Raw genomic sequence first — 14248 nt, forward strand, 5'->3', positions numbered from 1 at the left:
AACAGTTGAACACCCGCCACCCCTCCGCTAGACCGCAGCTAATTGCAGGGGATCCGAGGCCATGGCTGAACCAACCGGCGGCAACGTCACGCAAGCTGGCAGCAGCGCTGGCGACTTCCCCCCCTTTCGCCAGCGTCACCTGCTTTCCATCGCCGATCTGAAGCAGCACGAGATCATCGACCTGCTCGACCGGGCCGAGCGCATGGTCCCCGTTTCGCGCCAGGAGCGCAAGACGCATCCTACCCTGTCGGGTAAAACCCAGATCAACCTGTTCTTCGAACCCTCGACCCGTACTCAGGGCTCGTTCGAGATCGCCGGCAAGCGCCTCGGCGCGCTGGTGATGAACATGTCGGTAAAGTCCTCCTCGGTATCCAAGGGCGAGACGCTGGTGGATACCGCGACAACGCTCAACGCCATGCGCCCGGATGTGATCGTGGTGCGCCATTCGGCGGCCGGCGCGGTGGAGCTTCTCTCGCAAAAAGTGGGTTGTGCGGTAATCAATGCGGGTGATGGCGCCCACGAACACCCCACTCAGGCGCTGCTCGATGCGCTCACCATCCGGCGCCATAAGGGCCGTATCAATGGGCTGACAGTCGCGATCTGCGGGGACATCGCCAATTCACGCGTTGTGCGCTCCAACCTGCTGTTGCTCGGCGCGCTTAATGTCCGCACCCGGGTGATTGCCCCGCGCAATCTCTTGCCTGCGGGGATCGAGCAACTTGCAACCGAAGTGTTCACCGATATGCGCAAGGGCCTCGAAGGTGCCGATGTGGTCATGATGCTGCGCCTGCAGCATGAGCGCGCCAATGGCCGCATGATCCCTTCGGTGCGCGAATATTACCGTTTCTATGGATTGGACGCCGACAAGCTCAGCCATGCCAAGCCGGACGCGATTGTGATGCATCCCGGCCCGATGAACCGGGGCGTGGAGATCGACCCAGCCATTGCAGACGGTCCCGCTTCGGTGATTACCGACCAAGTGGAAATGGGCGTTGCCGTGCGCATGGCAGTGCTCGATGCCTTGCTGCCTGCGGGAGACGTTCGATGAACCGCCCATTGCTGATTGAGAACGCCCGCCTCGTTGATCCGGCTTCCGGCACAAATGCCCGCGGAGCTGTGCTGGTCGAGAATGGCGTCATCACCGATCTCGCGCTTGACGGGCCCATCGGTGTGCCTGACGGAGCCGAGGTGATCGATGCCGCGGGCCACGTGCTGGCGCCAGGCCTCATCGATATGCGTGTGTTCACTGGCGAGCCTGGCAAGGAATATCGCGAAACGCTCCAGTCGGCCGGCGAGGCCGCCGCCGCAGGGGGCGTCACGAGCTTTGTGATGATGCCGGACACCAGCCCGGTGGTCGACGACGGTGCGCTGGTGGATTTCCTGCTGCGCCGGGGCAAAGCCACGAGCAAGGTCAATATCTTGCCCGCTGCCGCGATCACCAAGGGATTGCGTGGCGAGGAGATCACCGAGTTCGGGCTGCTGCAGGAGGCGGGCGCCGTTTGCCTGACCGACGGGCGCAGCTCCATCCAGTCCAGCGCGCTGCTGCGCACCGCGATGAGCTATGCCGCCAACTACGACATGCCGATCGTTCATCACCTCGCGGACCGTGGGCTAGTTGGCGATGGCGTAATGAACGAAGGCTTCTTCGCCACTATTCTGGGCCTCAAGGGCATTCCGCGGGAAGCCGAAACCATTCCCCTGGCGCGGGACCTGCAACTCGCCGCTTTGACCGGCGTGCGCTACCACGCGGCACAGATTTCCACTGCTAGCTCCGCCGAACTGGTCCGGGCGGCCAAGGCCCGGCACGCCAATGTGACGGCCGGCGTGTCGATCAACAATCTGGCGCTCAACGAAAACGACATCGGCCGCTACCGTACTTTTTTCAAGCTCGCAACACCCCTGCGCTCCGAAGATGATCGCCAAGCGATGATCGAGGCGCTGCGCAACGGCACGATCGACACCATCCATTCCGATCATGACCCACAGGACAGCGAGGTTAAGCGGCAGCCCTTTGCCGAAGCCTCGGATGGCGCGATCGGGCTCGAAACCTTGCTGGCGGCTGCATTGCGGCTGGTTCATTCCGGCGAGCTAGATCTCCTGACGGTGCTGCGGGCGATGACCATCCGGCCGGCGCAAATCCTGGGCCTGCCTTCCGGGCGTATTGCGCGCGGAGCACCAGCCGACCTGATCTTGTTTGATCCCGATTATCCCTGGCAGGTCAGCGAAACCGCGATTCGCTCGCGTTCGCGCAACACCAGCTTTGAAGGCGCGCGCCTTGCCGGCAAGGTGATGCGCACCATTGTGGGTGGACAAACGGTTTATCTCCACACCGAGACGCTCTAGCCATGTGCGAGCCCTTGTGGAACGGGCGAGGCTGGGGCTACCAATACTTACCTTCGCTCGGAACCTGTTATGGCCCCTGATCTGCTTACCCTGCTCTACGCCGTCGTGCTCGGCTATCTCTGTGGCTCGGTGCCGTTCGGCCTACTGCTGACTCGCGCGGCCGGGCTTGGCGATATCCGCGCGATTGGCTCGGGCAATATCGGTGCCACCAATGTGCTGCGTACTGGCAATCGCTGGCTCGCGGCCGCAACGCTGGTTCTCGACGCCGCCAAGGGCGCCATGCCGGTTTTGCTGGCTCGCTATCTTTGGGGCGAGGACGCGGCAATGATCGCTGCGATTGGCGCCTTTATCGGGCACTGCTTTCCGGCGTGGCTGGGCTTCAAGGGCGGCAAGGGTGTCGCCGTGCTGATCGGCGCCCTCCTGGCGTTGTCTTGGCCTGTGGGGCTGATCTTCTGCGCGGTCTGGCTGCTGATCGCCGTAACGCGCAAGACCTCCTCCCTCGCTTCACTCACCAGTGGCGCCACCGGACCGATTTTTGCCTATGTCGTCGTCAATGAGTGGCTCGCGGTAGCAGTGGCGGTCATGGTGATCCTGCTCTTTATCCAGCATCGCACCAACATCGCCCGTCTGATGGCGGGAACCGAGCCAACCATCGGCTCTACCAAGAAAGTCTGATCCGTGGGCAAAGGCGCTGCACTGGTTTCTGACCAAGAGCGCCTTGCCTGGCTTCGCCTGATTCGCACTGACAATGTCGGCCCCGTCACTTTTCGCCAACTGCTCGGCCGCTTCGGTTCAGCCGAGGCGGCGCTCGACGCCCTGCCCGGCTTGCTCAAACGGGCCGGAACGCAGCCGCGCATCTCGACCCGTATGCAGGCCGAAGACGAACTCGCTGGCTTGCAGCGCTTCGGCGCCCATCTCGTGCTCAGCTGCGATCCCGACTATCCGCCCCATCTCGGCTTTATTGCCGGCGCGCCGCCGGTGCTAACCCTCGCGGGCGGCGCCGATCTGGATTGGCGACGCACCGTAGGCATGGTCGGTGCGCGCAACGCCTCCTCGGCGGGGGTGAAGATGACGCGCCTGCTCGCTACCGATCTTGGTGCGCGCGGTTATACGATCGTTTCCGGCCTCGCCCGCGGCATTGATGCAGCGGCCCACCGGGCAAGTCTGCAAACCGGCACCGTTGCGGTCCTGGCGGGCGGCTTTGACCAGATCTATCCCGATGAGAACATTCCGCTCGCCCATGACATTCTGGACTACGGCGGCGCCTTGCTCACCGAGATGCCGCTCGGCTGGGAGCCTCGTGCCCGCGATTTCCCGCGCCGCAATCGGCTGGTGTCAGGGCTGTCGCTCGGCATTGTCGTGGTGGAGGCGGCCAAACGCTCGGGCTCCCTGATCACGGCGCGCCTTGCGCTTGAGCAGAACCGGGATGTCTTTGCGGTGCCGGGTTCACCCCTGGATCCCCGGGCCGAAGGCGGCAATGCCTTGATCCAGCAAGGGGCGAAGCTGATCACTAATGCCGAGGACATCATCGAAAGCCTGGGCTCGGCCGATCCGTCGCGGCAAGCACTATTTGATCGACAATGGGAGCCGGACCCCGACGAGGTCGGCGCTGGGTTAGACGTCCCCGATCCTAGTGACGCGGATCGCTTGCGCGGTTTGTTGAGCACCGCTCCGATGGAAGTCGATGAACTGCTGCGGCAAACCGGACTGTCTGCCGCAGCGATGCAGATGCTGTTGCTGGAGCTCGATCTGGCGGGCGAGATCGAGTGGTCGAGCGGTCAGCTGGTCGCTAAACGCTACCGCTGACCGCCGCGCCTTCGGTTTAGCGCCCGCCTTCGAGCTTGCGATGGCGCTGGTTGATGCCACCAGCGCCATAGGGGTAATCGCCGATCTGCGGCTTGCTCGCCTCGTCAAGCCGCGCAACCTCCTCAGCGCTTAGGCTCAGATCGCCCGCGGCCATGTTGTCGGCCAGCTGTTCGCGCTTGCGGGCGCCCAGGATCACCGAGGTGACGGCGGGTTTTTGCACCAGCCAAGCCAGCGACACCTGCGCTGCACTGACGCCACGCTGCTCGGCGATCTGCATGACCGCGTCGATCACTGCCCAGGTCTGTGGGTTGGCGTTGCGCTTTTCATACGCCTCCATGCCTCGCTTCGGGTTTTCCCCCAGCCGCGTTGCCCCGCTTGGCATTTCGTCACGCTTGTATTTGCCCGACAGCCAGCCGCCAGCCAGCGGCGACCAGGGCAGTAGGCCCATGCCGGCATCGAGCACGGCAGGCACGATTTCGTGCTCGATATCGCGCACCAGTAGATTGTATTGCGGCTGCAGGGTTACGGGAGGGGTATAGCCCTGCGCCTTGGCAATCCACACTGCCTTGGTCAGCTGCCAGCCGAGGAAATTGGAAAAGCCGTAATAGGCGATTTTGCCGTTACGCACCGAATCATCAAGGAAGCGCAGGGTTTCCTCGATCGGCGTCAGCGCGTCCCACGCATGCATCTGGTAAAGATCGATCTGCTCGACGCCCAATCGCCGCAGCGAGGCATCCAGCGCGTACCCCAAATGCTTGCGCGACAAGCCAAGGCCGTTGGACCCTTCCAGCGTCGGAAAGCGGCCCTTGCTGGCAATCACCAGCCGGTCAGCCATCCCGCCCTTGCTCTTGAGCCAGCGACCAATGATCTCTTCGGAGGTGCCATTGGTGTAGACGTCAGCCGTGTCGAGGAAATTTCCGCCCGCTTCGACATAATCATCCATCAAGGCGAACGACGTGGCCTCGTCCGCGTCCGACCCGAAGGTCATGGTCCCAAGGCAGAGTGCCGAAACCACCGTGCCGCTATTGCCCAGTTTGCGTAAATCCATTGTCAACTTCCTCCTGTTGATCGCCACAACGGCCCGGCCGACACTCGGCTCCACGGGATCATACTAAATCAGCGCCCGTTGACACTGCCCCTCCGCTTCACCATGTTGCGCCACCTTGCGTTGCAGTGTTTCGGATCGGGTTTTCCATGAAGGTCGTTGTCGTTGAGAGTCCGGCTAAGGCTAAGACAATCAACAAATATCTGGGTAAGGACTATGAAGTCCTGGCCTCCTTCGGCCATGTTCGTGATCTGCCCGCCAAGGACGGTTCAGTCCGGCCCGACGAAGATTTTGCCATGTCCTGGGAGGTTGATACCGCCTCCAAGAAGCGCCTTGCCGACATTGCCAACGCGCTTAAAGGCGCTGATGAACTGATCCTTGCGACCGACCCTGATCGCGAAGGCGAAGCCATTTCCTGGCACGTGCTCGACGTTTTGCGCCAGAAAAAGGCGATCAAGAAAGACACCCCGGTCCAGCGCGTGGTGTTCAACGCCATCACCAAGGATGCCGTGACTGCGGCCATGGCCAAGCCGCGCGACATCGACATGCCGCTGGTCGATGCCTATCTCGCTCGCCGCGCGCTCGACTATCTCGTGGGCTTCACCCTTTCGCCGATCCTGTGGCGCAAGCTGCCCGGCTCCCGCTCGGCCGGACGCGTGCAATCGGTGGCTTTGCGCCTTGTGTCCGACCGCGAGTCCGAGATCGAGCGCTTCAAAGCCGATGAGTACTGGTCGGTGGAAGCCAAGCTCGCGCAAAAGGGCAAGAGCTTCATTGCCCGGCTTTATTCCGTCGACGGCAAGCGCACCGACAAGCTGGCGATCAAGAACGGCGAGGACGCCGCCGCGCTCAAGGCGCTGATCGAAGCTGGCCAGTTCAATGTTTCGGGTGTTGAAAAGAAGCCCACCAAACGCAACCCCTATGCGCCCTTCACCACCTCTTCGCTGCAGCAAGATGCCTCGTCCCGGCTAGGTCTGTCGCCGTCGCGCACCATGCAGATCGCCCAGCGCCTCTACGAGGACGGGTTGATCACCTATATGCGTACCGACGCGGTGCAGATGGCCCCCGAAGGCATCGCCATGGCGCGCTCTGCCATCACCAAGAACTTTGGTGCCGAATACCTGCCGGAAAAGCCACGCATCTATCAGACCAAGGCCAAGAACGCCCAGGAAGCGCACGAGGCCATCCGTCCCACCGATATGCTCAAGCATCCCGATACGATGAGCAATCTCGATGCCGACCAGCTCAAGCTCTATGGACTGATCTGGCGCCGCACGCTGGCGTCACAGATGCGCTCGGCCGAGATCGACCGGACCACCGTTGACATCGCCGTCAATGTGCCCGGCCGCGAGGTCGAACTGCGTGCTGTTGGCTCCGTAGTCACCTTCCCCGGCTTCCTGGCGCTGTATGGCGTTGAAGCCAAGAGCGACGATGACGAAGAAGACGAGGACAGCCGCGAATTGCCGCCGCTGGCCGTTGGCGACAAGCCTGCCTTGCAGGCCGTCGAAATCGAGCAGCACTTCACCCAGCCACCGGCCCGCTACACCGAAGCCAGTCTGATCAAGAAGATGGAAGAGCTCGGCATCGGCCGGCCCTCCACCTATGCCGCTACCCTCTCGACCCTCAAGGATCGCGACTATGTGCGCCTTGAGGGCAAGGCGCTGCATCCCGAGGATCGCGGCCGCATCGTCACGGCCTTCCTCGAGAGCTTTTTCAATCGCTATGTGGAATATGGCTTCACTGCCAATCTGGAAGAACAGCTCGATCTGATCTCGGCCGGTGAGCTCGACTACAAGCAGGTGCTGCGCGATTTCTGGCGTGATTTCACCGTTGCGACCACCGAGATCAAGGATCGGCGGGTCACGGAGGTGCTCGACGCCCTCAATGACTTGCTGGAAGACCACATCTTCCCGGCCAAGCCTGATGGCTCGGATCGTCGCCTGTGTCCAACCTGCGGCACGGGCCAGCTGTCGCTCAAGCTTGGGAAATATGGTGCTTTTATCGGCTGTTCGAACTATCCCGAATGCAAGCACACCATGCAGCTGTCCGACGCGGCCACTGGCCAGTCCTCGGAAGCGGCGGCAGGTGACGGCGTGTTGGGCACCGATCCGGAAACGGGGGAAGAGGTTTACCTCAAGACAGGGCGCTTTGGCCCCTATGTGCAGCTTGGTGACGGCAAGGAGCCCAAGCGCTCCTCCCTGCCAAAGGGCTGGGAAGCGGCGTCCCTGACGCTCGACAAGGCCCTGCAGTTATTGTCACTGCCACGGGAAGTGGGCACCCATCCGGAAACGGGCTCGCCGATCACGGCAGGGCTCGGGCGCTACGGCCCCTTCATCCTGCATGACGGCAAATACGCCAATCTGCCCGATGTGGAGGAAGTGTTCACCGTCGGCATCAACCGCGCCGTGGACCTCTTGGCGCAAAAGGCGGCGGGCGGTTTCAAGCGCGGTGGCGCTGCCGTCGCCGCGATCCAGACCTTCGAGCACGACAACGGCCCCATCACCGTGCGTGCTGGTCGCTATGGTCCTTATGTTAACCAGGGCAAGATCAACGCCACCATTCCCAAGGACATCAAACCCGAGGATGTAACGGTGGACCAGGCGGTGGAATGGATCGCCGCGCGCGCCGAAGCCACCGGCACCAAGCCTAAAAAGGCCCCAGCCAAGAAGGCAGCTGCCAAGAAACCTGCCACCAAGACGGCTGCCGCCAAAAAGCCTGCTGCCAAGAAAGCTGCGACCAAGAAGTCACCAGCCACCAAGACCGTGGCCGACGAAGACGTTCCGTTCTGACGCATGGTTTGTCGGGGCGCGCGAGCATGATCTGGATCAAGGGCACTGATCGGCCCCTGTGCTAGCTTAGCGCTGCAAGCCCAAGGGGGGCGCTTACGCGCTGCAAGGACAAGGTTGCGTGGTCACCGGCGCCGGCTTCGGCGTCGGACGAACCCGGCACCGCGTCGGCTGGAGCGCCGCCTGACGCCGTCTACCGGTTCAGCCGATAGTGCGCTCGATCAGCGACAGCCAGTTGTCGCAGGCGATCTTGCGCACCAGCGTTTCGCCATAGCCCTTGTCCAACAGCGCGGCGAGCAGCTTTTGCACGCCCGTGACATCGCCGATCTCGGCGGGGATCATGGCGCCGTCAAAATCGGAGCCAAGCGCCACGCCGTCTTCTCCCAGCGCTTCCACCAGACTGTCCACGTGGCGCACCATCATCTCGACGGGCGTATCGGCCCGCATCTGCCCGTCCGGACGCAAAAAGCCTGTGGCAAAGTTCAACCCGACAACGCCGTTGCTTTCGGCGATCGCTGCCAGCTGCCAATCGACGAGGTTGCGCGCATGCGCGGTGATGGCATGGACATTGGAATGAGTGGCAACCAGCGGCTTGTTGCTGATCGCAGCCACATCTCGAAACCCCGCGGCATTAAGATGCGACAGGTCGATCATCACGCCAAGGCTATCGCAGGCGCGCACCAAGGCCTTGCCCGCATCCGAAAGTCCCGGGCCGATATCTGGATCCGCCGGGTAGCGAAACGGCACGCCGGTACCAAAGGCATTGGCGCGGCTCCACACCAGCCCGATCGAGCGCAAACCGGCCGCATAAAGCACATCAAGGGAGCGCAAGCCCGTGTCGATCGCTTCGGCGCCCTCGATATGCAGCACTGCTGCCAGCTTGTCGGCCGCGATCCCCTGGCGAATCTCGGCAGCACTCCGGCACAGTGTTAAGGCGCCAGCCCGCTCCAGCCGCAGCAGGATCGAGGCCATGGCAAGAGTCACCGATTGCGCATCGGCCAGCGGCAATTCAGGAGGAAGCGTGGAGCTTGGATTGGCCGAATTGGCTACCACCGATCCAAGGCCGCCCTTAAGCGGTGGCGGAAAGATCGCAAAGAACCCACCCACCATACCGCCCGTGCGGGCACGTGGACCATCGATCTGGGCCGCAGGCATCCCCTCCACAAACAGCCGCTCGGGGTCGGCGACACCCGCTTCCAGCAGCTTGAGCAAGGTGTCGTTGTGGCCGTCGAAAAATGGAATGGTCATGGGAACTCAGCAGAATCGGTGGAATCTGGGCACCCTAGCATCCTCTGGACGGGGACGGGTCAGCCGATAACCTGTGCCTTGTTCCGCATGGACGACCTCGGTGAAGATAGAGCAATAACGGCCTTATCCCGGCCATACTCGGCACCAGAGCGCAATAACCTCGATCTCGTCGCGCAACATTTCAGCCGCGTCAGACATTGAAATTGGGCAGGTCAGGCGGACTTGGCAGAGCGGCGGTTTGCAAAAGCCCGGGCGATCCCTATTTATGTTGCAACATAAAAAGAACTGACACTTATGGCCAAACTACAAACAAGAGCAAAAAACACTTCCGGCCCCAAGCGCCCCCGCCTCAGTGCTGCCGAGCAACTACCTTCACGCGAGCAATTGCTGCAGGCGCTCGCCGAAACGCCCGATCTCAAGGGCAAGCGCGATCTGGCCAAGCTGTTCGGCATCCGCGGCGATCTGCGCAAACCATTCAAGGCCATGCTGGCTGAGCTGGAAGGCGAAGGCGTTATTACCCGCACGCGCAAGGCGCTGCGCCGTACCGCCGCCCTGCCCCCGGTAACCGTGCTCGACATCCCCACCGATGCCGATCCCGATCACCTTCACGCCTTCCCTGCCCAATGGAATGACGAAGAAGGCGAACGCCCCCGCGTTCTCGTTTATCAGGGGCGCGACGCCCGCGTCATACCCGCTCCAGGCGACCGCATCCTGGCCCGTATTGACGCCGGTGATGGCGAGATCCCGGCCTATACCGCCCGCCCGATGAAGATCCTCGACAAGCCGCGCCGTGCCCATATCGGCATTGTGCGCATGGATGAGGACGGCGCCCGCCTCATTCCCGTGGATCGCAAGCAAAAGGAAATGCGCATCCCCATGGGCGACCTTGGCGAGGCCCGCGACGGCGATCTGGTGGAAGTGGAGGTCAAGCTTTCAGGCCGCCTGATGATCCCGCGTGCCCGCGTTACGGCCGTGATCGGCAACCCGGCTTCCGAAGGCGCCATCAGCCTCATTGCTATCCACAGCCTCGAGATCCCCTATCGCTTCCCGACATCGGTGCTACGTGAGGCCGAGGAAGCCAAGGAAGCCACGCTCAAGGGCCGGGAGGATTGGCGTGACCTTCCCTTGATCACCATCGATCCGTTCGACGCCAAGGATCACGACGACGCCGTCTATGCCCAGCCCGATCCCGATCCCGCCAATGCCGGCGGGCACCTGGTCACCGTGGCCATTGCCGATGTGGCGGCCTATGTCCGTCCCGGCTCAGCGCTCGACCGCGAGGCCTATCTGCGCGGCAATTCCGTTTATTTCCCTGACCGCGTCGTTCCCATGCTACCCGAGCGCATCTCCAACGAGTTGTGCTCGCTCAAGGAAGGGGAACCGCGTGCGGCCCTTGCCGTGCGCATGGTCATCGGCGCCGATGGGCGCAAGCGCTCGCACAGCTTCCACCGAGTGCTGATGCGCTCGGCCGCCAAGCTGTCCTATCAGCAGGCACAAGCGGCCATTGACGGCCAGCCCGATGACAAGGCTGGCCCGCTGCTCGAGCCGATACTGCGCCCGCTCTGGGACGCCTATGAGACCATGGCCAAGGCACGCGACCAGCGTGGGCCGCTCGATCTCGACCTGCCCGAACGCAAGATCGTTCTGGACGAGAAAGGCATGGTCAAGGACATCCGGATCCCCGAGCGCCTCGATGCCCACCGGCTAATCGAAGAAATGATGATCGCGGCCAATGTCGCGGCGGCCGAAACGCTGCAGGCCAAGAATATGCCCCTGCTGTTTCGCGTCCACGATACCCCTTCGACCGAGAAACTCGCCGCCCTTCGCGATTTCCTCGGTTCGCTCGATATTGCGGTCAAGAAATCCGACGCGGTGCGAGCCAGCGACTTCAACGGCATCCTGGCCCAGGCCCGCAAGGCGGGCAATGCCGAGCAGGTGTCGGAAATGGTGCTGCGCTCGCAGGCCCAGGCAGAATATGCCCCCGAAAATTACGGGCATTTCGGCCTCAACCTCGACAACTACGCCCACTTCACCTCGCCCATTCGCCGCTACTCGGATCTGATCGTCCACCGCGGCCTGATCCGGGCGCTGGGCTTGGGTGATGATGGCCTCTCGGACAACGAGATGCAAAAGCTTGCCGGCATCGGCCAGCACATTTCAGCGACCGAGCGCCGGGCCATGGCGGCGGAACGTGAAACGTCCGACCGCCTGCTGGCGCAATTTCTGGCCGGCCAGATCGGGGCACGGTTCGAGGGCCGGATCTCCGGGGTTACCCGCTCCGGCCTGTTCATTCGGCTCCTTGATACCGGAGCCGATGGATTTGTTCCCGCCTCCACCCTGGGAGCCGATTTCTATCGTTATGAGCAAGAGCAGCAGGCAATGATCGGCGATCGCACCGGCGAGAAGTTCGCCCTAGGTGACCGCGTGACCGTTCGCCTGCTCGAAGTTGCCCCCGTGGCAGGGGCAATGCGGTTTGAACTTCTCTCGGAGGGCAGCCGCGTCAATCCGTCAACTACACGGCGGACAACGAAACGCCCATCTAGGACACTCGGCCCCAAAGGCCGTCGCAAGAGGTGACGCCATGAGCATCGTAGCCAAAAGTACCGATCAACGCAGCGTCATGCAGGCTATGTGGCGTGGCGTGCTGTGCAAGTGCCCAAACTGCGGCGAGGGCAAGCTGTTCCGCGCTTATCTGAAAGTCGCCGACCACTGCGAAAACTGCGGTGAGGAGTTTCACCATCATCGCGCCGATGACTTGCCGCCCTATATTGCCATCACCATTGTCGGCCACCTGCTCGTTGGCGTGATGATGCATATGGACATGACCTATCACGTCAATCCGCTGACCTATCTTTATACCATGGTACCCTTGGGCATCATCATGCCGCTGGCTATGCTGCCCTCGATCAAGGGTGCCGTTGTGGGGCTGCAATGGGCCAACCGCATGTATGGCTTCGACCCAGCCAAGCGTGAGGCTTGACATCCGGCGGTAAATCCGTAGGTTGCACCCAAATTCCGGCGCCGCGTTCGCGGCGCCTCTTTGTTTACGCGAGGACACTCCAATGGCCAAAGCCGCTTCCGTCAAGATCAAGCTCGTGTCGACGGCTGATACTGGCTTCTACTATGTCACCAAGAAGAACGCCCGCACCCAGACCGAGAAGCTGTCGTACAACAAGTACGACCCGGTTGTGCGCAAGCATGTTGAATTCAAGGAAGCCAAGATCAAGTAATTGATCCTCTTCCTAGCCGAACAAAAACCCCGCAGCGATGCGGGGTTTTTTGTTTCTGAGGCTGCGAGCAGCGGCCACGGCCTGCAGGCCACCCAGAGAATGAAGGGAAAGTGGCTGGTCCGGAGCGGCATGTCGAAGAGGCCACTCTGTCCGCGTCCGGACCAGCCGCCCTACGGTCTCAGGAGTTGCGGCGGACCTGAGAGAGCCGTAGGGAACTTTGGGCGCCATCCACAAGAACTTGGCAGCGCCGTTAAAGAAACCCTACGCCTGCCCCGCCAAAACTCAAGCATCTCCAGCAGCTTGCGGCCGCTAAGCTTCTGTTAAGTATAATGGATAACCCTAATTACGTAGCTGGCAGGCTCAAGCGGCGTCAAAGACAACCTGGTTGCGGCCCTGCCGCTTGGCGCGATAGAGCGCCACATCGGCTCGCTTCATCAGCACTGCCGGTGTATCCGAGACGCTCTCGTTGAGTGTCACGCCAGCCGAAACCGTCACCCACATCGGCCGGTCGCCGCCGACATCAAAACCCTGTTCGGCAATGGCTCGGCGCACCCGCTCGGCGACGGCTTCCGCCTGCCCCATATCGGTATCGGGCATTAGCACCACGAACTCCTCCCCACCGAAACGGCAAGCAAGGTCGACACCTCTGACACTGCGCCGCAACCGCTGCGCGAACTCCTTGAGCACACTGTCGCCGACATGGTGCCCATAAGTGTCGTTGACGGCCTTGAAGTGGTCGATGTCGAGAATCATGACGGCCATGTCCCGACCTTGCGACTGCGCCTTGCTCAACATCACATGCAGGTGCCGCTCGAAATAGCGGCGATTATATAGCCCGGTCAGGTCGTCCGTTACCGCCATGGCCATGGTGTTGTTGACGCTTTGCCGCAGCTCCAGCGCGTAGCGCTGCCGGCGGATCTGCGTGCGCACCCGCGCCGCCAACTCATTGCGCTCCACCGGGCGCATAATGAAATCATTGATCCCCAGATCCAGCGCCCGCACCACTTTGGGGCGGTCGGTTTCATCGGCAATCAGAATGATGGGCAAGGTGCGCGTATGTTCGAGCGTACGGATCTGCGAGCACACCCGGAGCGGGTCGAAATTCTCGAGCGCCATGGCGACGAGCACAACTTCGTAGGGCGCCCCGGTGACCTGGAACACGGCATCGGCGGGCTGAACGAGCACATCAACGCTATGTTCGGGAACAAGATAGGTCTTGATCCGCTCGGCATGGCGCGCGTCGGTGTCGATCACCAGCACATGCCCGCCGCCAGTGTCGACATTGTCCATCGCACGCAGCGCATCCTCGATGGCGATCTGCTGGCCCGTGAGGGCCCGCGCGCGCAGCTCGTCGGTCAGCGTCTTGAGGCGCACCAGGCTTTTGACCCGGGCCATCAGTTGCATGTCATCGACTGGCTTGGTCAGAAAATCGTCGGCACCCACTTCCAGCCCCTGCACCTTGTCGGAGGGCTGGTCGAGCGCGGTAATCATCAGCACCGGAATGTGGTTGGTCCGCGGGCTCGCCTTGAGGCGGCGGCACACTTCAAAGCCATCCATATCGGGCATCATTACATCGAGGAGGACGATATCCACATCGTTGCGATTGCAGATTTCGATGGCCTGCGGGCCGGAACTGGCGGTCAGGACCTCGTAATACTCAGCGGCTAAGCGAGCCTCCAGCAGGCGTACATTGGTCGGAATGTCGTCGACGATCAATACGCGTGCAGTCACTCTTCGCCCCACCTACCACAGCCGGCATATAGACGACCGGGCAGCACCATGGCCGCGCCGAG

General features: G+C 62.2%; 11 protein-coding genes. 8 read left to right on the forward strand and 3 right to left on the reverse strand.

Translation table 11 applies throughout. The annotated features are described in order from the left end of the window. Positions 1-61: 61 nt before the first annotated feature. The 4 genes from AC3YMN_RS18465 (at position 62) to dprA (ending at position 4149) form a co-directional block, all read left to right on the forward strand. Positions 62-1048 (forward strand): aspartate carbamoyltransferase catalytic subunit, encoded by a 987-nt coding sequence (locus AC3YMN_RS18465; RefSeq protein ID WP_127753176.1) that lies wholly within the window; start codon positions 62-64, stop codon positions 1046-1048. Next, entirely contained in the window at positions 1045-2343 is a 1299-nt protein-coding gene (gene pyrC, locus AC3YMN_RS18470; RefSeq protein ID WP_489891161.1) for a dihydroorotase, read from the forward strand. The genes AC3YMN_RS18465 and pyrC overlap by 4 nt, the downstream gene beginning before the upstream one ends. A gap of 69 nt (positions 2344-2412) precedes the next feature. Further along, the gene (gene plsY / locus AC3YMN_RS18475; protein ID WP_489891162.1) at positions 2413-3018 is read left to right on the forward strand and encodes a glycerol-3-phosphate 1-O-acyltransferase PlsY; all 606 of its coding nucleotides are present in this window, start codon (positions 2413-2415) and stop codon (positions 3016-3018) included. 3 nt (positions 3019-3021) lie between these two features. Continuing rightward, entirely contained in the window at positions 3022-4149 is a 1128-nt protein-coding gene (gene dprA / locus AC3YMN_RS18480) for a DNA-processing protein DprA (protein WP_489891163.1), read from the forward strand. Positions 4150-4165: 16 nt separating this feature from the next. Here dprA and AC3YMN_RS18485 read toward each other — a convergent pair whose 3' ends face one another. Then, positions 4166-5197: an aldo/keto reductase gene (locus tag AC3YMN_RS18485; protein ID WP_172123403.1), complete on the reverse strand. Its 1032-nt coding sequence runs from the start codon at positions 5195-5197 to the stop codon at positions 4166-4168. Positions 5198-5343: 146 nt separating this feature from the next. On the opposite strand from AC3YMN_RS18485, the gene topA reads away from it, so the two are divergent. Then, positions 5344-7980 (forward strand): type I DNA topoisomerase, encoded by a 2637-nt coding sequence (gene topA / locus AC3YMN_RS18490; protein ID WP_489891164.1) that lies wholly within the window; start codon positions 5344-5346, stop codon positions 7978-7980. 198 nt (positions 7981-8178) lie between these two features. Here the strand turns inward: topA and AC3YMN_RS18495 are convergent, their stop codons facing one another. Then, positions 8179-9225, reverse strand: coding sequence for a dipeptidase (locus tag AC3YMN_RS18495; protein ID WP_489891165.1), 1047 nt, complete (start codon positions 9223-9225; stop codon positions 8179-8181). 294 nt (positions 9226-9519) lie between these two features. On the opposite strand from AC3YMN_RS18495, the gene rnr reads away from it, so the two are divergent. The 3 genes from rnr to rpmG all read left to right on the forward strand — a co-directional run bounded on the left by rnr (position 9520) and on the right by rpmG (position 12455). Continuing rightward, entirely contained in the window at positions 9520-11802 is a 2283-nt protein-coding gene (gene rnr, locus AC3YMN_RS18500) for a ribonuclease R (protein WP_489891166.1), read from the forward strand. 4 nt (positions 11803-11806) lie between these two features. After that, the gene (locus tag AC3YMN_RS18505; protein ID WP_489891167.1) at positions 11807-12205 is read left to right on the forward strand and encodes a DUF983 domain-containing protein; all 399 of its coding nucleotides are present in this window, start codon (positions 11807-11809) and stop codon (positions 12203-12205) included. An 82-nt stretch (positions 12206-12287) separates the two neighbouring features. Further along, entirely contained in the window at positions 12288-12455 is a 168-nt protein-coding gene (gene rpmG, locus AC3YMN_RS18510; protein WP_035096841.1) for a 50S ribosomal protein L33, read from the forward strand. A gap of 360 nt (positions 12456-12815) precedes the next feature. Here rpmG and AC3YMN_RS18515 read toward each other — a convergent pair whose 3' ends face one another. After that, the gene (locus AC3YMN_RS18515) at positions 12816-14186 is read right to left on the reverse strand and encodes a PleD family two-component system response regulator (RefSeq protein ID WP_489891168.1); all 1371 of its coding nucleotides are present in this window, start codon (positions 14184-14186) and stop codon (positions 12816-12818) included. Between the last annotated feature and the right edge of the window lie 62 nt (positions 14187-14248).

This window comes from Devosia sp. Z11_6 (genome assembly GCF_058133665.1).

Bases quoted from the DNA above. Each gene is read 5' to 3' on its own strand.
- AC3YMN_RS18465 (WP_127753176.1), top strand. From the start codon at position 62: ATGGCTGAACCAACCGGCGGCAACGTCACGCAAGCTGGCAGCAGCGCT.
- pyrC (WP_489891161.1), top strand. From the start codon at position 1,045: ATGAACCGCCCATTGCTGATTGAGAACGCCCGCCTCGTTGATCCGGCT.
- plsY (WP_489891162.1), top strand. From the start codon at position 2,413: ATGGCCCCTGATCTGCTTACCCTGCTCTACGCCGTCGTGCTCGGCTAT.
- AC3YMN_RS18485 (WP_172123403.1), bottom strand. From the start codon at position 5,197: ATGGATTTACGCAAACTGGGCAATAGCGGCACGGTGGTTTCGGCACTC.
- topA (WP_489891164.1), top strand. From the start codon at position 5,344: ATGAAGGTCGTTGTCGTTGAGAGTCCGGCTAAGGCTAAGACAATCAAC.
- AC3YMN_RS18495 (WP_489891165.1), bottom strand. From the start codon at position 9,225: ATGACCATTCCATTTTTCGACGGCCACAACGACACCTTGCTCAAGCTG.
- rnr (WP_489891166.1), top strand. From the start codon at position 9,520: ATGGCCAAACTACAAACAAGAGCAAAAAACACTTCCGGCCCCAAGCGC.
- AC3YMN_RS18505 (WP_489891167.1), top strand. From the start codon at position 11,807: ATGAGCATCGTAGCCAAAAGTACCGATCAACGCAGCGTCATGCAGGCT.
- rpmG (WP_035096841.1), top strand. From the start codon at position 12,288: ATGGCCAAAGCCGCTTCCGTCAAGATCAAGCTCGTGTCGACGGCTGAT.